Source organism: Streptomyces sp. B8-7, from assembly GCF_058833805.1.
This window is the reverse complement of the sequence record NZ_JBYRRL010000002.1, coordinates 100,789-120,883: the sequence shown is the minus strand read 5'-3', so window position 1 is coordinate 120,883 and position 20,095 is coordinate 100,789. Positions and strand designations below refer to the sequence as shown.

17 protein-coding genes are annotated in these 20,095 nt (G+C 75.1%); 10 read left to right on the top strand and 7 right to left on the bottom strand.

The annotated features are described in order from the left end of the window. Window positions 1–291 precede the first annotated feature (291 nt). The 4 genes from AC5K6T_RS09540 (at window position 292) to AC5K6T_RS09525 (ending at window position 5,197) form a co-directional block, all read left to right on the top strand. Entirely contained in the window at window positions 292–1,239 is a 948-nt protein-coding gene (locus tag AC5K6T_RS09540; RefSeq protein WP_493207548.1) for a methionyl-tRNA formyltransferase, read from the top strand. Between the two features lie 543 nt (window positions 1,240–1,782). Then, the gene (locus AC5K6T_RS09535; protein WP_493207546.1) at window positions 1,783–2,577 is read left to right on the top strand and encodes a 2,3-dihydro-2,3-dihydroxybenzoate dehydrogenase; all 795 of its coding nucleotides are present in this window, start codon (window positions 1,783–1,785) and stop codon (window positions 2,575–2,577) included. Window positions 2,578–2,768: 191 nt separating this feature from the next. Further along, window positions 2,769–4,532, top strand: a complete 1,764-nt coding sequence (locus tag AC5K6T_RS09530; protein WP_493207544.1) for a (2,3-dihydroxybenzoyl)adenylate synthase — start codon at window positions 2,769–2,771, stop codon at window positions 4,530–4,532. A 17-nt stretch (window positions 4,533–4,549) separates the two neighbouring features. Continuing rightward, entirely contained in the window at window positions 4,550–5,197 is a 648-nt protein-coding gene (locus AC5K6T_RS09525; protein WP_493207542.1) for an isochorismatase family protein, read from the top strand. Between the two features lie 192 nt (window positions 5,198–5,389). Here AC5K6T_RS09525 and AC5K6T_RS09520 read toward each other — a convergent pair whose 3' ends face one another. From AC5K6T_RS09520 to AC5K6T_RS09495, 6 genes are all read right to left on the bottom strand, one after another. Next, a complete protein-coding gene (locus AC5K6T_RS09520) occupies window positions 5,390–6,094 on the bottom strand; it encodes a DUF2470 domain-containing protein (protein WP_493207540.1) in 705 nt (234 codons plus the stop codon). A gap of 300 nt (window positions 6,095–6,394) precedes the next feature. Then, window positions 6,395–8,326: an SIP domain-containing protein gene (locus AC5K6T_RS09515; RefSeq protein WP_493207538.1), complete on the bottom strand. Its 1,932-nt coding sequence runs from the start codon at window positions 8,324–8,326 to the stop codon at window positions 6,395–6,397. A gap of 201 nt (window positions 8,327–8,527) precedes the next feature. Further along, on the bottom strand, window positions 8,528–9,577 hold the full coding sequence (locus tag AC5K6T_RS09510; RefSeq protein ID WP_493207536.1) for an ABC transporter substrate-binding protein: 1,050 nt from the start codon (window positions 9,575–9,577) through the stop codon (window positions 8,528–8,530). Further along, a complete protein-coding gene (locus tag AC5K6T_RS09505) occupies window positions 9,574–10,410 on the bottom strand; it encodes an ABC transporter ATP-binding protein (RefSeq protein WP_493209255.1) in 837 nt (278 codons plus the stop codon). The genes AC5K6T_RS09510 and AC5K6T_RS09505 overlap by 4 nt, the downstream gene beginning before the upstream one ends. 83 nt (window positions 10,411–10,493) lie before the next feature. Beyond that, the gene (locus AC5K6T_RS09500; protein ID WP_493207534.1) at window positions 10,494–11,594 is read right to left on the bottom strand and encodes a FecCD family ABC transporter permease; all 1,101 of its coding nucleotides are present in this window, start codon (window positions 11,592–11,594) and stop codon (window positions 10,494–10,496) included. Further along, window positions 11,594–12,640 (bottom strand): FecCD family ABC transporter permease, encoded by a 1,047-nt coding sequence (locus AC5K6T_RS09495; RefSeq protein ID WP_493207532.1) that lies wholly within the window; start codon window positions 12,638–12,640, stop codon window positions 11,594–11,596. The genes AC5K6T_RS09500 and AC5K6T_RS09495 overlap by 1 nt, the downstream gene beginning before the upstream one ends. A 164-nt stretch (window positions 12,641–12,804) precedes the next feature. On the opposite strand from AC5K6T_RS09495, the gene AC5K6T_RS09490 reads away from it, so the two are divergent. From AC5K6T_RS09490 to AC5K6T_RS09475, 4 genes are all read left to right on the top strand, one after another. After that, a complete protein-coding gene (locus tag AC5K6T_RS09490; protein WP_493207530.1) occupies window positions 12,805–13,629 on the top strand; it encodes a helix-turn-helix transcriptional regulator in 825 nt (274 codons plus the stop codon). Window positions 13,630–14,036: 407 nt separating this feature from the next. Beyond that, entirely contained in the window at window positions 14,037–15,056 is a 1,020-nt protein-coding gene (argB, locus tag AC5K6T_RS09485; protein ID WP_493207528.1) for an acetylglutamate kinase, read from the top strand. A gap of 414 nt (window positions 15,057–15,470) precedes the next feature. Next, window positions 15,471–16,844: a lysine N(6)-hydroxylase/L-ornithine N(5)-oxygenase family protein gene (locus tag AC5K6T_RS09480; RefSeq protein ID WP_493207526.1), complete on the top strand. Its 1,374-nt coding sequence runs from the start codon at window positions 15,471–15,473 to the stop codon at window positions 16,842–16,844. A gap of 268 nt (window positions 16,845–17,112) precedes the next feature. Further along, complete coding sequence (locus AC5K6T_RS09475) at window positions 17,113–17,322, top strand: MbtH family protein (RefSeq protein WP_493207524.1); 210 nt, start codon at window positions 17,113–17,115, stop codon at window positions 17,320–17,322. A gap of 72 nt (window positions 17,323–17,394) precedes the next feature. On the opposite strand, the gene AC5K6T_RS09470 is transcribed toward AC5K6T_RS09475, so the two are convergent. Next, the gene (locus AC5K6T_RS09470) at window positions 17,395–17,919 is read right to left on the bottom strand and encodes a GNAT family N-acetyltransferase (RefSeq protein WP_493207522.1); all 525 of its coding nucleotides are present in this window, start codon (window positions 17,917–17,919) and stop codon (window positions 17,395–17,397) included. A 192-nt stretch (window positions 17,920–18,111) separates the two neighbouring features. On the opposite strand from AC5K6T_RS09470, the gene AC5K6T_RS09465 reads away from it, so the two are divergent. Together AC5K6T_RS09465 and AC5K6T_RS09460 are read left to right on the top strand one after the other, a co-directional pair. Further along, the gene (locus tag AC5K6T_RS09465; RefSeq protein ID WP_493207520.1) at window positions 18,112–18,381 is read left to right on the top strand and encodes a phosphopantetheine-binding protein; all 270 of its coding nucleotides are present in this window, start codon (window positions 18,112–18,114) and stop codon (window positions 18,379–18,381) included. Continuing rightward, window positions 18,368–19,882 carry an MFS transporter gene (locus tag AC5K6T_RS09460; RefSeq protein WP_493207518.1) on the top strand — a complete coding sequence of 505 codons (1,515 nt, stop codon included), beginning with the start codon at window positions 18,368–18,370 and terminating at the stop codon, window positions 19,880–19,882. Before AC5K6T_RS09465 ends, AC5K6T_RS09460 begins: the two co-directional genes overlap by 14 nt. Window positions 19,883–20,095: the final 213 nt, after the last annotated feature.

The following is a 20,095-nucleotide window of genomic DNA, read 5'->3' as shown; positions in this document are numbered from 1 at the left end:
AATCGGTCCGGGCAATCGGCCCGGGCAATCGGCCCGGGGATCGTGGGGTCGTGAGGTCCGGAGGGCTTTCCATCGGAGACCCAGAGGGCTTCAACTTAGGGAAGGCTAATCTCATTCACCGCACCCTGTCCACCGCGGGGCCACCGCGGAGCCACCACGAGGGCCACCGCTAGGACTGCCGGACAGGAGAGCGCGCTGGAGGCGAACACACCCCGGGACAAGCCCCGTTGACCACTTAGGTAAGCCTTGCTTTACTAGCCCGTGGTCAGTCCCTGCGCGAGGAGGAACCCTATGCGGGTCGTCATGTTCGGTTACCAGACCTGGGGGCACCGCACCCTGCAAGCCCTGCTGGACTCCGAGCACGACGTGGTCCTGGTCGTCACCCACCCCAGGAGTGAGCACGCGTACGAGAAGATCTGGAGCGACTCCGTCGCCGACCTGGCCGAGGCGCACGGCGTCCCGGTGCTGCTGCGCAACCGGCCCGACGACGACGCCCTGTTCGAGCGGCTGAAGCAGGCCGGTCCGGACATCATCGTGGCCAACAACTGGCGCACCTGGATCCCCCCGCGCGTCTTCGGCCTGCCCCGCCACGGCACGCTGAACGTGCACGACTCGCTGCTGCCGAAGTACGCCGGGTTCTCCCCGCTGATCTGGGCACTCATCAACGGCGAGTCCGAAGTGGGCGTCACCGCACATCTGATGAACGACGAACTCGACGCGGGCGACATCGTGCGGCAGGAGGCCGTGGCGGTCGGGCCGGACGACACCGCGACCGACCTCTTCCACAAGACCGTCGGCCTGATCGCCCCGGTCACGCTCGGCGCGCTCGGCCTGATCGCCGCAGGGCAGAAGGAGTTCACCCCCCAGGACCGCTCCCGGGCCAGCTTCTTCCACAAGAGGTCCGTGGAGGACGGCCGCATCGACTGGTCCTGGCCGGCCGAGGCCCTCGAACGGCTGGTGCGCGCCCAGTCCGAGCCCTACCCGAGCGCCTACACCTTTCACCGGGGCAGGCGCCTCGACGTGCTCTCCGCGACGGTGTCCCGGGGCCGCTACGGCGGCACCCCCGGCCGCATCTTCTACCGGGAGGGCGACAGCGTGGTGATCGTGGCGGGCTCGGACGCCCGCACCGGCCGCAACCGCGGCCTCGCGGTGAAGCGCGTACGCACCGAGGACGGCCGGGAACTGCCCGCCACCGCGTACTTCTCCGCGATGGGCGGCTATCTGACCGACCGTCCCTGACCCGCGGCCCGCCGCGGCCCCGTCCGGCCGCCGTCGCCGCGCGGATCCGGTCCGCGCGGCGACGCGCCCCCTCCCCCAACCCGCTCCGGCACCCCTACCGCACCCCCGCGCCACGCCCCCGGCGACGCCGGGCCGAACAGGCCCCGCGGCACCGGGGGTCCACCGCGTCCGGGCCCCACCGGAACCCGGCCGCCGGACCCGTCGCACCCGCCACACGCACACGCACCCCGTGCGCCGCCGGAACCCGCGCTCCCGGCCGGGCCCCGCCCCCGGCCGCCCCGGCGCCAACCCCGGCGCCGCCCGCCCACCCCTCGTCCACCCCGGCCGCTACGAGGCTCTCGCCCTCCGCCTTCCCCCCAAGGGCCGGCCGCCGCCTCCCGCACCCACCTGCCTGGCACACCGGGCGACGGGAAAGATATGGTGAGGCTTACCTAACTTTCGGCCGTCACCCCGGCCGTCGCCGTCGACCCCCGGAGAGGCCATGACGCCCACCAGACCCCCGCGCTCCACCCGCCGTACCGGCGCCGTGGGGAGGCCGGCCCGGTGAGCGCGGAGCAGGAGCTGGCCGGGCGGCTCGCCCTGGTCACCGGGGCCGCCCGGGGCATCGGCGCGGCCGTGGTGGAGGAACTGGCCGCGCAGGGAGCCCGGGTCCTCGCCACCGACGTCGACCGGAGCGCCGTCGAGGCGGTGGCGGCCCGGTGCGGGGACCGGGTGACCGCCGCCGCCCTGGACGTCACCGACGCGGCGGCGGTGGAGAGCGCCGTCGCCGGGGCGGAGCACGACCTCGGCCCACTGGACACCGTGGTCAACGTGGCCGGGATCCTGCGCGGGTCGGCCGTGGTCGACCTGGACGACGCCGACTGGGCGGCCGTCTTCGCCGTCAACACCGACGGCGTGCTGCACGTCTCGCGCGCGGCCGCCCGCCGGATGACCGCCCGGGGCCGCGGCAGCATCGTCACCGTGGCCTCCAACGCGGCCGGCATACCCCGCGGCGGCATGGCCGCGTACGCGGCGTCCAAGGCGGCCGCCGTCATGTTCACCAAGTGCCTCGGCCTGGAGGTCGCCCCGTACGGGGTGCGCTGCAACACCGTCTCCCCCGGCTCGACCCTGACCGGTATGCAGCGCGCCATGTGGCAGGCGTCGCCCGGCGGTGAGGAGAGCGGACGGCGGTCCGTGATCGACGGCGACCTCGCCTCGTACCGCACCGGCATCCCGCTGGGCCGGATCGCCGAGCCGTCCGACGTCGCACACGCCGTGGCCTTCCTGGTCTCCGACCGCGCCCGGCACATCACGCTGCACGACCTGTACGTCGACGGCGGCGCGACCCTGCGCGCCTGACCACGCCACGCGGCGCCGCCCGCGCCGGCCCCGGCACCGCGCCGCCCCACCACGGCCGACACCGCCCTCACCGCCCTCACCCCTGCTCTTCTCTCCCGCCTCATCCCTCAGCCTCATCCCTCATCCCCCGTCCCTCCGCCCCGCCGCCCCTTCACTCCGTCACCCTTCCTGGACACCGTGGGAGCCTCGCCGTGACCGTCGATCCGCCATCCGCCGCCGTGCCCGTCCGGCCCGCCGCACCCGCCCCGCCCGCCGCGGGCGCCGAGGCCGCCGAGGCCGCCGGGTCCTGCGCGCCCGCCGACGCGCTCACCCCGGGCGTCGACGCACCCACCTGGCCCGTCGAGTTCGCCGAGCGCTACCGCGCGGCCGGACACTGGCGCGGCGAGACGCTCGGCGGCGTGCTGCGTGAGCGGGCCGCCGCCCACCCCGACCGGATCGCCGTGGTGGACCCGGCACCCGTGCGGCGCACCTGGACCTACCGGGAGCTCGACGAGGCGGCGGACCGGCTGGCCGCCGGGTTCGCCGCGCGCGGCATCGGCCGCGGTGACCGCGTGGTGGTGCAGCTGCCGAACACCGGCGCGTTCTTCGAGGTGGTCTTCGCCCTGTTCCGGCTGGGCGCCCTGCCGGTCTACGCGCTGCCCGCCCACCGGGAGAGCGAGATCGTGCACTTCTGCTCCTTCTCGGAGGCCGTGGCGTACGTCGTGCCCGACGTGCACGACGGCTTCGACCACCGCGCTCTGGCCGACCGGGTCCGCGAGCGCGTCCCCGCCCTGAGGCACGTGTTCGTGGCGGGCGAGCCGGGCGGGCACACGGCACTCGCCGACGTGCCCTGCGAGCCGGACGCCCCGGGGGCGCGGACCGGGCGGGTGGCGGGCCCGCTCCCGCACGAGGTGGGCTTCCTCCAGTTGTCGGGCGGCACGACGGGGCTGTCCAAGCTGATCCCGCGCACCCACGACGACTACCTCTGCTCCGTGCGCGGTTCGAACGAGATCTGCGGCGTCGGCGCCGGCACCCGCTTCCTGGTCGTGCTGCCGGCCGCCCACAACTTCCCGATGAGCTCACCCGGCTGGCTGGGCACGCTGTACGCGGGCGGCACCGTCGTCCTGTGTCCGGCGCCCGACCCGGCGACCGCGTTCGCGCTGATCGAGCGGGAACGGATCACCATGACCGGCCTGGTCCCGCCGCTCGCCCTGCTGTGGACGGACGCCGCGTCGCACACCCGGCACGACCTGTCCGCTCTGGAGCTGGTCCTGGTCGGCGGCGCCAAGTACAGCGAGCAGGCGGCGCGCAGGCTGGAGCCGGCCCTGGGCTGCCGGCTGATGCAGGTCTTCGGCATGGCCGAGGGCCTGGTCAACTACACCCGGCTGGACGACGACCACGAGACGGTCGTCACCACCCAGGGCCGCCCGATCTCCCCGGACGACGAGATCAGGGTCGTCGACGACGCCGGCCGGGACGTGCCCGACGGCACGCCCGGGCATCTGCTCACCCGCGGCCCGTACACCGTCCGCGGCTACTGGCGGGCCCCGGAGCACAACCGGAGCGCGTTCACCGCCGACGGCTTCTACCGCACCGGCGACATCGTGCGCCGCACCCCCGGAGGCCACCTGGTGGTGGAGGGCCGGGCCAAGGACCAGATCAACCGGGGCGGCGAGAAGATCGCCCCCGAGGAGGTCGAGAACATCCTCCTCGCCCACCCGTCCGTGCACGACGCCTCCGTGGTGTCCGTGCCGGACGAGTACCTCGGCGAACGCTCCCTCGCCTGGGTGATCCTGCGCGAGGACGCCGAGCCGCTGACGGTGTCCCAGGTCAAGGCGTTCGTCCGCGAACGCGGTCTGGCCGCCTACAAGGTTCCCGACCTCGTCCGCTTCGTCGACGCGTTCCCGCGGACCGGGATCGGCAAGGTCAGCAAGAAGGGGCTGCGGTCCGCCGCGGCCGGTACCGAGCAGCACTGAAAGGGCCGCACCCCACCATGGCACTCCCGTCCATCGCCGCCTATCCGCTCCCGACCGCGGACCTGCTGCCCCCGGGCCGCGTCTCCTGGACCGTGGACCCGGCCCGCGCGGTGCTGCTGGTGCACGACCTGCAGCAGCACTTCCTGTCCGCGTTCCCGGCCGGCCAGGAGCCCCTGACCGGCATGCTGGCGAACACCGCCCGGCTGCTCGAAGAGGCCCGCCGGCTGGGCGTACCGGTCGTCTACTCGGTGCAGCGCGGCGGCCAGACACCGCAGGAGCGCGGGCTCCAGCTCGACTTCTGGGGGCCGGGCGTCGCCGACGACCCGGCGGCTCTCGCCGTGCCCGGGCAGGTGGCGCCCGCGCCCGGGGACACGGTGCTGACGAAGTGGAAGTACAGCGCGTTCGCGCGCACCGACCTCGCGGAGCGGATGCGCGGCTGGGACCGCGACCAGCTGGTGATCGCCGGGGTCTACGCGCACATCGGCGTGATGATGACGGCCTGCGACGCGTGGATGCGCGACCTGCGGGCCTTCGTCGTGGCCGACGCCGTCGCCGACTTCTCGGCGGAGGAGCACGCGATGGCGCTGCGCTGGTCCGCGGGCCGCTGCGCCGTGGTGACCACCACGGACGCGGTGTTCGACGGGGGCGCCGCCGAGACGGACTGACGCTGCGTCACATGCGGTCGCGGCCCGGCACCCGGAAGGGGGCCGGGCCGCGGCCCGGCCGGCGTCCGCCCCGCGGCCGGGCCGGCGTCCGCCCCGCAGCCGGGTCCCGGCCGGGCCCTCGCACGGCGCCGCCGACGGGGGGAACGCTCCGCGTCGGGGGCCGCGGCGCCGGGGTCCGCGGCCGCCGCAGCGTCAGGCCGGCAGACGGCCCGGGTGGGCGAGGCGGCGCGCCGCCGCGAGGAGGCTGCGGATCTGCGGGCCGACGTGGTCGATGTGGCGCACGGTCTTGGCGAAGGGCAGCCGGACGTCGCGGTGGCTGCCGGGGTGTTCGAGGCGCAGGGTCAGTCCGTAGCGGTCGACGGCGACCGGGACGGCGCGCTGCAATCCGCCGTCCGGGACGGGCCGGACCAGGCGCAGCAGGAGCGGGACGAGGTCGGGGTGCTCGGCGGCGAGGTGGGCGAGCAGGCCGGCCTCGCTCGTCGCCAGCGGGTCGAGTTCGGTGGCCTCCAGTTCGTGGAGGGTCACGAAGCTGCGGCCGGCGGCGTCCTCCAGGACGGCCTGCCCGAACTCCATGCAGGTGCTCTGCGCGGACTCGGCGTCGTACGGCGCGGCGAGCAGTCCGGTGAGGGTCACCCGGGCCCGGAGCCGGTCCCGGACCGGGGTGGGGGCGATGTCGGTCAGCTCCACCCGGACCGGCACCCGGCCCTCCGGGCGGGAGCCGGTGCCCTCGTAGGGCTCGTGGAGGTGGAGGTGTCCCAGGGCCCCGGTCCCGTCGAGGCGGCGCACCTCGCTGTGGCATCCGTCGCTGACGACGGTCATCGAGTGGGCGGCCGCCAGGATCGACCGGACACGCTCGGCAGCGGTCGGTGCACTGGCGCGGTGAGCTGAGCGACGCATCCGGAGAACCTCCTGAAGCAGTATTACTTAGGTAAGCCTAACCTAATCCATTTCACTCTCGGGTGACCAGGCCAGGCCGGACCGGACCGGACGGCATCCGCGGCACGGCCCCCGCACCGTCCGCACACCGTCCGGCCCGCTCGCGGTCCCGGCGCCCGGCCGCGGCTCGCGAGGCGAGGCACGGCCCCGGCTTCCGGCTCCCCCTCAAGTACGCACGGCGGCCCGGTCGCGCTCGAAGTGGGCGCGGCCGGGCCGTAGGAGGAGGAGCTTCCGGAGGGGCAGGCGGTACGGGCTGTGCGGTCAGCGGTCCGCCGGGTCGGCCGGGTCGGCCGGGTCGGCCGGGTCGGCCGGGGTGTCAGGCCGTCCGATCACCCACAGCCGGTGGTCCCAGCCGATGTCGTGGCAGGCGTGCACCTGCAGTCCGGCGCCGCCGACCAGGCCCTCCACCTCGGTGGTGGCGCGGACACCGGATCCGAACACGCACTTCAGGCGGAGGTGCTCCAGGACCGCGTCGATGTCGTCGGCGTCGGCCGGCGTCACCCGCTCGACCAGGACCAGCGTGCCGCCGGGCGTCAGCGCGGCGCCCGCCTCGGCGAGCACCTGGACCGCGTCGTCGTCCGCGAGCCACTCCAGCTGACGCGACATCAGCAGCGTCCCGGTGCCTTCCGGCACGCCCGCGGCGCGCGGCACCAGCTCGACGCGCGGCAGGACGTCGGTGTCGAGCAGTTCCTCGCGCAGCACGCGCAGCGCCGACGGCATCGCCGCGATCCGGACGTCCAGCTCCGGGAACGCCTTGACGAGCGCGTTGACGAGCGTGGCCGAGCCGTGCCCGGTGGCGGTGAGGGTCCGCACCGAGGACCAGTCGTAGGCGCCGGTCACTCCGGGGGCGGCCCAGCGGGTCTCGTCCTCGACCGCGACACGGGCGGTGCCGGCCAGGCGGGGGTCGTCGTGCACGGCCTCGGCGAAGGTGTGGCCGTCCCGGGTGCGGTAGCCGGCCGCACCCGTGCGCAGGGTGTCCAGCAGACCGCTGAAGGAGGCGTCGAAGGCGGCCTGGGCGCCGCCGAGGTGGTACTCGTAGGCGGAGTGGTCGTCCTCGACGAGTTCCTCGCCGACCGCGGCGAGCCGGTAGCCGCCGGCGCCGTCCTCGGCCAGCACGTCGAGGTGGGCCAGGTAGGCCAGCAGCGGGGTGAGGACGGCGGGGTCGGAGCCGGTGCGCGCGGCGAGTTCGGCGGGGGCGTGCACCCCCGACGAGACCAGGTCGAACAGGCCGAGGGTGACCGCGGCGCGGATGGCGTGGCCGGGGGCCAGGTCGGTGAGCCGGTGCAGCCGCTCGTGGGCGTCCTCCTCCGCGCTCTCCGCGCTCTCCGCGCTCTCCGCGGTCTCGGCGGTCTCGGCGGCCGGTGCAGGGCCCTCGGCCGCGGGGCGTCCGGAGCGCCGCCAGTAGCCGGTGACGTCGAGGTGCTCGCGCGGCACCTGACGCTCGTTCAGCAGGTGGCGGCGGATGCCCTTGAGGGTGACGGCCTCGCCGGCCACCCAGGCGAAGACGGTGCCCGGCAGCCACTCCAGCTGCCGTACGGCCTGCTCCAGCAGGCCGGTGGTGCCGGCCGGGGCGCCGTCGCGGGACAGCCAGACGATGTCGGCGTCGGCCCGGGTGGGCAGGTCCTGGCGGTGGCTGTCGTCGCCGATCTCGATGAGCACCTTGGCGCGGGTGCCCTCGGGCATCTCGGCGAGCCAGCGGCCGATGGCGGGCAGCGCGGTCTCGTCACCGGCGACCAGGATCCAGTCGGTGCCCTCGGGGTGGCTGTGGGACATCTTGGGGCCGGCGATCCACGCGCTCTCGCCGGGCTTGACGCGCTCGGCCCAGCCGGAGGCGATGCCGCCCTCGTGCCGGACGAAGTCGAAGACGATCTCTCCGGCCTCGGGGTCGAAACTGACCGGCGTGTAGTCCTTGGTGACCGGCCGCGCGTCCTCGGGCCAGTCGAGCCGGCCGATGTCCTGGCGGGGCAGCACGAGCCGGCCGGTGTCGTCGGTGAAGAAGAACTTCACATGGTCGTCGAAGCCCTCCGTGCGCAGCCCGGGCAGCCGCAGACCGTCGCGGGTGAAGGCGTGGAGCTGCTCCCCGCCGAGGGTCAGACGGCGCATCCCCGGCGTGACGTTCTCGGCGCGCAGCACGGTCAGCTCCCTGAGCACGATGGGGAACGTGACGACCGAACGGGGGCTGCGGGTGGGCATGTGACGCTCCTTCATGGGGGCGGTCCCGCGCGGGTGCGGGGAACGCCGGTGCGGGGGACGCGGGTGCGAGGACACGCGGGTGACGGGACGGCGGCGGGTGACGGGACACGGGTGACGGGACACGGGTGAGGTGCCGTCCTCGTGGCGGCCGGCCGCCGGGCGGTGTGCGCCCGGCGGCCGGAGCGGCGGACCGGCCGGTGGCTACCTGCCGGCGACGGCGTCGGCGAGGATCGGGGTGAGCTGCTCGGCCACCCACGGGGAGCTCAGCGCGTCGGGGTAGGCGACGGCGGAGGCCAGGGTGTTCTCCGAGGGCACGATCGCGTAGTGCTTGCCCTTGACGACGTCCAGGGCCTTGAAGAGCTTGTTGCTCTCCAGCTCCGAGGCGGAGATCAGGCCGTTGTCGCCGAACGGATACGTCATCAGCAGGACGTCCGCCTCCAGTTCGTCCAGGTTCTCCAGGCTGACGGCGTTCTTGTCGGCGGAGTAGTTCTTCGCGTTGGCGGCCTTGGTCAGGCCGAGCCCCTCGAAGACGCCCGGGTCCTGGTCGGCGTACGACATGTAGGTGATCTGCTCGGGGTGGACGACCGCGTACGTGTACGTCTTGCCCTGGAACTCCGGGTGCGCGGCGGCGGCGTCGGCGAACGCCTTCTCGTTGGCCGCGACGACCTGCTCGGCCTTCTCGGTCATGCCGAGGGCCCTGGCGGCGGTGGTGAGCCGTTCCTGCCAGGTGAGGGTGTCGGCGTCGGCCTTGTCGGCGTAGGTGACGACCGGCGCGATGGGCGACAGCTTGGCGTAGTCGGCGTCCATCGACCAGGTGTTCATGCCCAGGATGACGTCAGGGGCGGCGGAGGCGATGGCCTCGTAGTCGGTGCCGTCGGTGTCGTCGTACGTCTTGAGCTTGCCGGCCCCGAGCCGGTCGACGGCGCGCTGCTTGTACTCGGGGACGTCGCCGCCGTCCTCGGCGTCCGGGGTGATGACCGGGACCAGGCCGAGGGCGAGGGCGATGTCGGTGTCGCCGTCGGAGACGGTGGCGACCTTGACCGGCTTCTCCTCGACCTCGGTGGTGCCCCACGCGTTGGTGAGCGACACGGGGAAGGCCGCGGAGGCGTCGGCGGGGCTGCCGGACTTCGCCGCCGGAGCGGCGTCGTCGCCGGAGCCGGAGCAGCCGGTGGCCAGCGCGAGGCAGGCGGCCGCGGCCACGAGGGCGCGGACGGCGCCACGGCGGCCGGCAGGTCTGGGAAGGCGGTTCACTTGCTGTTCTCCTCGGTGCGGTGACGGCGGCCCAGGGGGAAGATCTGGGGCCGTTCGGTGCGGGGGTGGGGCACGACGACGCAGTCGAGGCCGAAGACCTCGGCCACGGTGCGTGCGTCGAGCACATCTGCCGGGGGCCCCTGGCGCACGATGCGGCCGTCGCGCAGGGCGACGATCGTGTGGGCGTACAGGGCCGCCTGGTTGAGGTCGTGGGAGACGAGCACGATGGTCCGGCCGGTCGCCTCGTTGAGGTCGGCGAGCAGGTCCATCACCTCGATCTGGTGGGCGACGTCCAGGTAGGTGGTGGGCTCGTCGAGCAGCAGGACGGGGGTGTCCTGGGCCAGGGCGAGGGCGATCCACACGCGCTGCCGCTGGCCGCCGGAGAGTTCGTCGACCGGCCGGTCGATCAGCTCGGCCGTGCCGGTGGCGGTCAGCGCCTCGGCGATCACGCGTTCGTCGGCCCCGGTGCGGCGCTGCCCGAACCTCCGGTGCGGGTGGCGGCCCCGCCAGACGAGGTCTCCGACGGTGATGGACTCCGGCGCGACCGGGGACTGGGGCAGGATGCCCAGTCGGCGGGCGACGTCGCGGGTGCGCAGGGCGTGGATGTCGGCGCCGTCCAGCAGCACCGAGCCCGCCGCCACCGGCAGCAGCCGCGCCATCGCCTTCAGCAGGGTGGACTTGCCGCAGGCGTTGGGGCCGACCAGTGCGGTGATCCGGCCCGTCTCGATGCCGAGCGACAGGTCCTCGATGACGTGGCGGTCGCCGTAGCCGGCGGCGATGCCGCGCGCCTGGAGCCCGATGGCGACGGACGCGGCGGCCGGGTCGGCCTGCACGGAGCCGGGCGCCGCGGCGGTCGCAGCGTCCACGGCGGTCGCAGCGTCCGCGGCGGTCGGTTCGTCCACGACGGTCGGTTCGTTCACGAGACGGCTCCCTGCCTGCGCCGAAGGATCAGCCAGACGAAGTACGGCGCGCCGGTCAGCGCGGTGAGGACCCCGGTCGGCACCGGGCTGATGAGAGGCGCGTTCTGCGCCAGCACGTCCGAGCCGATCACCATGACGGCGCCGACCAGGGGCGCGAGGGCGATGCCCCGGTCGCCGCCGGCCAGCCGGACCGCGATGGGTCCGCTGACCAGGGAGACGAAGGCGATCGGCCCGACGACGCTGGTGGCCAGGGCGGCCGCGGTGGCGCCGACCAGCAGCGCGGCGATCCTGGCCCGGGTGATCCGGGTGCCGAGCCCGGCGGCGAGCTGGTCGCCGAGGGACAGCGCGGCCAGCGGCCGGTTCAGCAGCGCGGTGCCCGCCAGGCACACGGCCAGTCCGACGGCGAGCGTGCGCACGCCCGCCCAGTCGGCGCCGTTGATGCTGCCGATCATCCAGCGCATCACCGCGTCCATGCTGCCCTGGCGGGACACCGTGAAGAGGTAGTTGACGTAGGCGGTGCACACGGCGCTGAGGCCGATGCCGACCAGGACGAGACGGTAGGTGTCCACCCCGCGCTGCCAGCTGAGCGCGTGCACCGCGGCGACCAGGGCGAAGGCTCCGGCGACGGCCGCCAGCGACGGCCCGTGGGTGAACGCGGTGGGCGCGAGCAGCAGGACGGTGGCGGCGCCCGCGGAGGCGCCGGCCGAGATGCCCACGACGTCCGGGGTGGCCAGCGGATTGCGGATGAGCCGCTGGTACAGCGCGCCGGCCAGCCCGAACAGGGCGCCGGCCAGCAGCGCGGCCAGCGCACGCGGCATCCGGAGCTGGAAGACGAGGTAGTCGGCGAGTCCGTCGCGCAGGCCGAGGGCGGCCGGCAGCACGTCGCCGGGGGCGACGTCGCCGACACCGCCGAGCAGGACCGAGGCGGCGGTCAGGCCGAGCAGCAGCACCACCAGGACGGCGGTGACGAGGGCGGTCCGGCGGTTGTGGGCGCGGCGGCCGGCCCGCAGCCGCGCGGCGGTGGACCGCGAGGACACGGCGGCGGGCCGAGGGGGTGCGGCCGGGCCGGGCCGGCGCTGTCGTGTCGCGGTCGTCATCACACGCGCACCAGGTCGCGGCGGCGGGCGAGCCACACGAAGAAGGGGGTGCCGATCGCGGCGGTCATCACGCCGACCTGGATCTCCCCGTGGTCGAGGACGAGGCGTCCGGCGACGTCGGCGCCGGTGAGCAGGACGGCCCCCAGGGCCATGGACATCGGCAGCGACCACCGGTGGTCCGGTCCGACGAGCATCCGCGCACAGTGCGGTGCGACGAGCCCGACGAACGCGACCGGTCCGACGGCGGCGGTCGCCGCGGCGCACAGCAGTACGGCGACGGCGGCCGCGGCGAGCCGGGCGCGTTCCACGCGGACGCCGAGGGAGCGGGCGGTGTCGTCGCCGAGGCCGAGGACGTTGAGGGTGCGGCCGAGCGGCAGCGCCAGCAGCAGCCCGGCGGCGAGGAACGGCCAGGCCTGGCCGAGCACGGCGGCCCGCCCGGTCAGCTGCCCGACGGACCAGAAGCGCAGGTGCGAGAAGGCCGCGGTGTCCCGCACGACGAGCAGCGTGACCAGCGAGGACATCACCGCCGCGAGCGACACCCCGGCCAGCACCAGGCCGATGGTGGAACTGCCGGTGTTGGTGCGGGTGCCGATGAGGTAGACGAGGACCGCGCTGACGGCGGAGCCGGCCAGGGCCAGCCAGAAGTAGCTCTGCAGGTCGCTGACGCCGAACAGGACGATGCCGAGCACCACGAACATGGCGGCGCCCTGCTGGATGCCGAGGATGCCCGGGTCCGAGAGCGGGTTCATGGTGAGCGCCTGCATGACCAGCCCGGACGCGCCGAGGCCCGCGCCGACCAGCAGGCCGAGCAGGGTGCGCGGGATGCGCTCGGTCCACAGCACATGGGAGTTGTAGGCCTCGCCGCCCGGGTGCAGCACGATGCGGAGGATCTCCAGCGGCGAGATGTCGCGGGAGCCGAGTCCGACGCTGGCGACCAGGACCCCCGCCACCGCGACCGCGGCCAGCAGCAGGCAGACGGCACCTCGCGAGAAGCGGGTCCTTGCCGGCGGGGGCGACGCCGCCACCGGTGGGGACGTGGTTGTCATGGTTCTCTTCCGCTCCTCACGGTCGTACGGTCAGTTAGGTTACCCTTACCTTGCTTGGACGCAATCCAACGCAGAGGCCCTGACGTCGAATTCAGAGGCCGGCCTGTCCGGCCGGCACCTCTTTGTCCCTGTGGAGGGGGATCGTGATGCACGGTGCGACACCGGTGGCACGAGCGGGATCCGTCGATCCGGAGCCTGCCGATCCGGCGCACGCTGATGCGGAGCCCGCTGATCCGGAGCCCGTCGGCCCGGAGCCCGCCGGCCCGGAAGGTCCGGAGGACGCCGCCTTCGTCGCGGCGCAGGGGCACCCCGTCCATGTGCACGACTTCCACCAGCTGCTGTACGCGCCGCTGGGGCGCATCGTCGTCACAGCCTCCGGCACGGACCACGTCCTGTCGGACGCGGTGGCCCTGTGGGTGCCCGCGGGCGTGCCGCACAGTGCGCGCTTCGACGCGGACTCGCTGGTGATCAGCGAGTCCTTCGACGGGGAGCGTCACGACCTGCCGTACGGGCGGGCCACGGTCGTCCCGGTCGGGGAGGCGCGGCGACGGCTGCTGCTCGCACGGGTGCGCAGCGACCGCACGAGCCCCTGCGACGCCACGGTCTTCGCCGAGCTGACCGGGGGCCGGGAGCGGCGTCTGCCGGTACCCCGGCCGACCGGGCGGGCGGCCCGCGCGGTGGCCGGGGAGCTGCTGCGCGACCCGGCCGACCCGCGGACCGCGACCGAGTGGGCGCAGGAGCTGTACACCAGCTCGACCAGCCTGCGCCGCGCGTTCCGCACGGAGACCGGGCTGGCGTTCTCGGAGTGGCGCACCCGGGTGCGGCTCAACCGTTCCCTCGATCTGCTGGCCGAAGGGCTCCCGGTGGGCGCCGTGGCGGCACGGGTGGGGTTCGTGAGCGCGAACGGCTTCATCCTCGCCTTCCGCAAGCACTTCGGCCGCACCCCGGGCGCCCACGTCCGCGCGCGCCTGGAGAGCGGCGCGGAGTAGGCGGGCGGACAGGCGGCGCGGGCGGGGTGGTGCAGGTGCGGTGCGGGAGCGGGGCCGTCCGCCGCCCGGGCGGGGCCGGCCGCGGCCGCCGGGAGGCACGGTCCGGCACCCCGCACGCCACGCCGACGGCACCTCCCGGCCCGCGGCGCGCAACCCGCGGGCCGCACGATGACGCGCGAGTGCCGTCCCGGCACCCGCCGCGGTGCGGCGTGCGACGACGCCCGGCCCGGCACCCCTGAGTCCCGTCACGGCCGCCCGCCTGCCCGCCCACTCCCCCGGCCCGCTCGCCCGCTCGCGCCGAGCGCCTCACCGGCCCGCCCCGCAGCACCGCGCGGGCGCGCCTCCCGCACGTTCAGGACGACCGCACGGACCCCGCCAGGTGGTCCGGCGAAGGGATGGACCACGAGATGACCCCGACCCCCGCCGCACCGGGTTCCTCCCCGGCGGCGCCCCCGGCCGCGCCCGCCCCCGGCACCCCTCAGGACGGTCCGGCCGGAATCGCGGACGCCGCCCCGCCCGCCGCGGCGCCCTGGCTGCGGCGCTTCCACGGCAGCACCGTCGTGGTGAAGTTCGGCGGGAACGCCATGGCGGGCGAGGAGCTGAAGCGGGCCTTCGCCCGGGACGTGGTCGCACTGCGCGAGGCGGGCGTCCGTCCCGTGGTGGTGCACGGCGGCGGACCCCAGATCAGCTCGCTGCTCTCTCGGCTGGGCCTGGAGGTCCGGTTCACCGCCGGGCTCCGGGTGACCACCCCGGACGTGCTGGACGTGGTGCGGATGGTGCTGGCCGGCCGGGTCCAGCGGGAGATCGTCGGACTGGTCAACGAACACGGCCCGTTCGCCGTGGGGATGACGGGGGAGGACGCGCACACGCTCACCGCCGTACGCCGCCCGGCCTGGGTGGGCGGCGAGCCGGTGGACATCGGCCTGGTGGGCGACGTCGTCCAGGTCGACCCGGAGACCGTGGGCGCACTGCTGGAACGGGGACGCATCCCGGTGGTGTCGCCGCTCGCCCGGGGCGCCGGCGGGGAGGTGTTCAACGTCAACGCGGACCTGGCGGCCGCCGCCCTGGCCGGAGCGCTGGGTGCCGAGCGGCTGGTCGTGCTCACCGACGTGGCCGGACTGTACGCCGACTGGCCGGCCGGCACCGACGTCGTCGAGCGGCTGACCGCGTCCGAACTGGAGGCGCTGATGCCGGGGCTGACGGACGGCATGGCACCGAAGATGGAGGGCTGCCTGCGGGCCGTGCGCCACGGGGTGCGCACCGCGCAGGTGGTCGACGGACGGGTGCCGCACGCGCTGCTGAGCGCCTTCTCCGGCGGCGGGGGCGGTACGACGGTGACGCCGGACCCGGTCCGCGCCGCGGCCCGGCCCGCCGCCGGACAGGCCGCCGGATCCGGCTCCGCCTCCGCGGCCGGACCCGCCGCCTGATCCGGCACCGTCCCCCCGGCCGCCCGCACGGCCCCGCCCGTGCCGCCTGTCCCGCCCGTGCCGCCTGTCCCGCCCGTGCCGCCCGTGCCGCCCGCCACCGCTCCACGGCCGTCCGCCCCCGGAGCCCCGGACCCGCCGGACCCCCCGGACCCGCCCCGGACCCGCCCCGGTCGCGGCCGGAGGCGCCGCCCGCCGGAGCCCTCCCGGGCCTGGGCGCAGGGCACTTGACGGGGCGCCACGCTCCCGGCGCCGCCGCGGCCCGGGACGGCCCGACTTGACACCCACCCACCCATGAGCAATCTTAGGCAAGCCTTACCTAAGCATTGATCTCGTGCGGTGCACGCCCGGGCCCGACCGTCCCGGCGGCGGCCGGCCACACCCCCGGCTCCGACGGGAACCGAACAAAGGACGAGCATGTCAGCAGGACACGCAGGCGCGGGGCGGTACGCCGACGGAGCGGCCGACGACCTCGTCGGCATCGGCTTCGGCCCGGCCCACCTCGCGCTGGCCCTGGCGGTCGACGAGCACAACGCACACCGCGGCGGGGACCGTGCGCTGCGGACGGCGTTCGTGGAACGGCAACGGGAGTTCGGCTGGCACCGGGGCATGCTGCTGGCCGGGGCGACCATGCAGGTGTCGTTCCTGAAGGACCTGGCCACCCTGCGCGACCCGGGCAGCCGCTTCACCTTCCTGCGCTATCTGCACGAGCGGGGCCGCCTCGCGGACTTCATCAACCAGAAGTCGTTCTTCCCGACCCGCATCGAGTTCCACGACTACCTCCGCTGGTGCGCCGGCATGGTCGCGGACCAGGTGCACTACGGCCGGCAGGCGCACGCCGTCCGGCCGGCCGGGACCGGCGGCCCGGTCACCACGCTGGAGGTGCTCACCCGGCCCGCCGAGGGTGCCCCCGGCGAGGAGTCGGTGCTGCGCGCGCACAACGTCGCCGTGGGCACCGGGCTGACCCCGCGCACCCCGGAGGGCGTCTGCACCGGCCCGCGGGTGTGGCACAGCCGGGACCTGCTGTTCCGTGCCGGATCCCTGACGCACCGCCCGCACCGCCGGTTCGCCGTGGTCGGGGCCGGCCAGTCCGCCGCGGAGATCGCGGACTTCCTGTACCGGGAGTTCCCCGACGCCGAGGTCTGCGCCGTGTTCAGCCGGTACGGCTACAGCCCCGCCGACGACAGCCCGTTCGCCAACCGCATCTTCGACCCGGCCGCGGTGGACGACTTCTACGCCGCTCCCGACGAGGTCAAGCAGTCGCTGCTGGACTACCACGCCAACACCAACTACTCGGTCGTGGACGGCGATCTGATCGACCAGCTGTACCGGACCGTCTACCGGGAGAAGGTGGCCGGCACCGAGCGGCTGCGGATCCTCAACACCACGGCGCTCACGGCGGTCGAGGAGCGGGCGGACGGCGTACGGGCCGTGCTCCGTCCGCTCATCACCGGCGAGACGTACCCGCTCGACTGCGACGCGGTGGTGCTCGCCACCGGCTACCGGCCCACCGACCCGCGCGACCTGCTCGGCCCGCTGGCCGAGGAGTGCCTGACGGACGGCCGGGGACGGCTGCGCGTCGGCCGCGACCACCGGGTCGCCACCACCTCGCGGATCCGTGCCGGCATCTATGTGCAGGGCGCCGTCACCGAGCACTCGCACGGCATCACCTCGTCCCTGCTGTCCACCCTCGCCGTACGGGCCGGCGAACTGCGCGACGCGCTGCTGCTGGACCGCACCGAGCGCACCGCACCGGCCGGGACCGGCGACGTCGCCGTACCGGCAGCCTGACAGCGCCGGAGGGCACCGCACCCCGCCCGGCCGGGCCGCATCCGGCCGCCGTCCCGGCGGGCCGGAGGCGGCACGCCCCGCCCGCCCGGCACACCTCCACCCCACAGACCCACCCCACAGACCCGCTCCACCGGCCCGCTCCACCGGCCCGCTCCACCGGCCCGCTCCACCGGCCCGCTCCGCAGGCCGACCCCGCGAACCGACCCCGCGAACCGACCCCGCGAACCGATCAGACCCGCTTCACCACCCACAGACAGGGAGACCGGACATGGCTGCCACCAACCCCTTCGAGGACGACGACGCCCGCTACCTGGTGCTCGTGAACGAGGAGAACCAGCACTCGCTGTGGCCCGCCTTCGCCGAAGTCCCCGCCGGCTGGCGGGTGGTGCACGGCGAGGACTCCCGCCAGAGCTGCCTCGCCTATGTGGAGGAGCACTGGACCGACATGCGCCCCGCGAGCCTGGTCGCCCGGTCCTGACCCGACGGCCCGGCGCTCCGCGGCCCGGGGGTCCGGCGGCCCGACGGGTCGGGACCCCCGGGCCGCCGCGCGTCAGAGCGCCAGCCGCAGCACCCGGGACCCCTCCCGGGGGTCCAGCGCGGCCGGCCAGGTGGCGGCTGCGCCCTCGACCACGGTGAACCCGTGGCGGAGGAACAGCGCCGCCCCGCCGCTGGTCGCGGTGAACACCGTCCCCACCGCGCGGGCGGCCGCCTCGTCGAGCAGCGCGCCGAGCAGCGCGGTACCGACCCCCCGGCCCTGGCTGGCCGCCGAGACGCAGAAGTTGAAGACGACCGCGTCCCGTGCCCGGCCCGGACCGGCGGACCGCGGATGACAGCGGAGCCCCACACAGCCCTCGACGGCACCCGCCGTCGACTCCGCGACCAGGAAGTCCCCGGCGTCGCGGGCGTACTGCTCCAGGGAGCGCGCCCGCAGTTCCCCGCTGCGGGCGAAGGCGCTGGAGAGGCGGTGCAGCGCCGGCACGTCACCGGGCCCTGCGGCCCGCACGACCACGGCGTGCGAACGGGCGGGGGCGGCGGGCGCGGGACGGAGTCCGGAACGGGGGGTCACCGTGGTCATCGGCCTCTCACTCGGGGGGGGGGGGGGGGGGGGGGGGGGGGGGGGGGAGTCGGCGAAGGTCCGCCGGGAACGGCGGCCCGGACGATCCGACTTGACCCCACCAAGAATAGATTGTTAGGTAAGCCTTACCTAACTCACCTTAGCCGCATCATCGAGCCCCCTCGACCTCCCGATCAGGAGACGACGCACACCATGACCGACACCCCCGGAACGCGGCCCCTCACCCTGGAGCGGCTGCGCCAGGACGTCGCCGCGCTGCTGTACACCGACGCCGAGGACGTCGCGGCCGACGAGAACGTGTTCGACCTGGGGCTGGACTCGATCCGGATGATGACCCTCGTGGAGGGGTGGCGCGCGGCCGGGGCGGCGGAGGCCGGGTTCGCCGAACTGGCGCAGCGTCCGACGCTCCAGGAGTGGGTCGTGCTGCTCAACCCGGCCGGAGCGCCCCGTGCGGACGCGTGACCTTCTCATCGACATCGAACCCCTGCGCACCAGCAGGGACTTCCGGGCCATCTTCCTGGCCCGCGTGGTGTCGCTGTTCGGCCTCGGCATGGCGACCGTGGCACTGTCCGCGCAGGTGTACGACCTGACGGAGTCGACGTTCAGCGTCGCCGTCGCCAGCATGATCATGAGTGTCACGGTGCTGCTGGGGTCGCTGTGGGGCGGATGGATGGCGGACCGCACGGACCGGCGGCGGCTGATCGTCGGCGCCCGCGCGACCGCGGCCCTCGCCTTCGCCGGGCTCGCGGTCAACGCCTTCGCCGCGGAGCCGAGCCTCGGGGCCGTCTACGCGTGCGTCGCGGTGGACGGGCTGGCCACCGGGGTGAGCGTCACCGCCCTGATGGCGGTGGCGCCCACCCTGGTGCGGCCGGACCAGCTGCCGGCGGCCGGCGCGCTGATCTCCCTCACCGGCGAGATCGGTTCGATCTCCGCCCCGCTGCTCGGAGGCGTGCTGCTCGCCGCGTCCGGCCCCGGCCCGGTGTTCGCCTTCACCGCCCTCACCACGGGGGTGACCACCCTGCTCATCCTGCGCGTCCGGCCGCTGCCGCCGGCCGCGTCCGAGACCGGGTACGAGACCGGGCACGGCGAGCACGGGCACGGCGAGCACGGGCACGAGGACCGGAGCGGCCACGGCGGGCACGGCCCGGACAACGGCTCCCCGCTGGTGGCCTTCAGGTTCGCGCTGCGCAACCCGGTCGTCGGCGCGCTGCTCGGACTGGGCGGGGTGACCGTCCTGTTCAGCCTGCCGACGGTGCTCTTCCCGGAGCTGGTCGCCACCCGTTTCGGCGGCAGCGAGGTCGTCCTCGGCCTGCTGTACACCGCTCCGGCGGTGGGCGCCGTGATCGTCTCCTCGACCAGCGGCTGGATCACCCGGGCCGCGCGGCCCGGCCGGCTGCTCCTGACGGCCGGCTTCACCGGCGGCCTGGCGACCGTCGGCTTCGGCCTCAGCGGGCAGGTCTGGGTGGCGGTGCTGATGCTGGCGGTCGGCGGCGCGGCCGGCACGGTGTACGAGATCCTGGAGTACGCCCTCGTCCAGCACAACACTCCGGACCGGCTGCGCGGCCGCGTGGTCAGCGTCATCACCGCCCAGGGCACCACCGGCAACGTGCTGGGCGACGTGGAAGTCGCCCTGGTGGCACGCTGGTTCAACCCGGCCGGCGCGGCCGTGGTCAACGGCGTGGTGTGCGCCGCGGCGGCGGCCCTGGTCGCGGTCCTGGTGCCGGGCCTGCGCAACGCCGCTCTCCCGCGGGACGCCGAGGACGACGCCGACGCCGACGGCCCGCCCGGCCCCGAGACCCCGACCGGCCCGGACACCCCGCGAGGGCCGGACGGGCACGACGGCGCCCATGGGGTCCGCGAGGCCCACGGCGCCCACGGCGCCGCCGAGGACACCGACCGCGAAGCCCCCGGCCCGTCGGCGAAACCCGGCCCCGGACGGGACGTGCCGGCCGGCACCGGCTGAACCGCCCGGCCGCACGAGCCGGACCGCCGGCAACGCGGCCCGCCCCGACGGCGCCGCGCGCCTCCCCGGCCCGCCGCCCCGTCCGGCCCCCTCGCCGTTCCCTCCTGCCCTCCCTGCCCCTCCCTGCCCCTCCCTGCCCCTTCTCCCCTTCTCCCCTCTTCCCCTCTTCCCCCTCCCTTCTCCCCCTCCCCCTCCCTCTCCCTTCACCCCTTT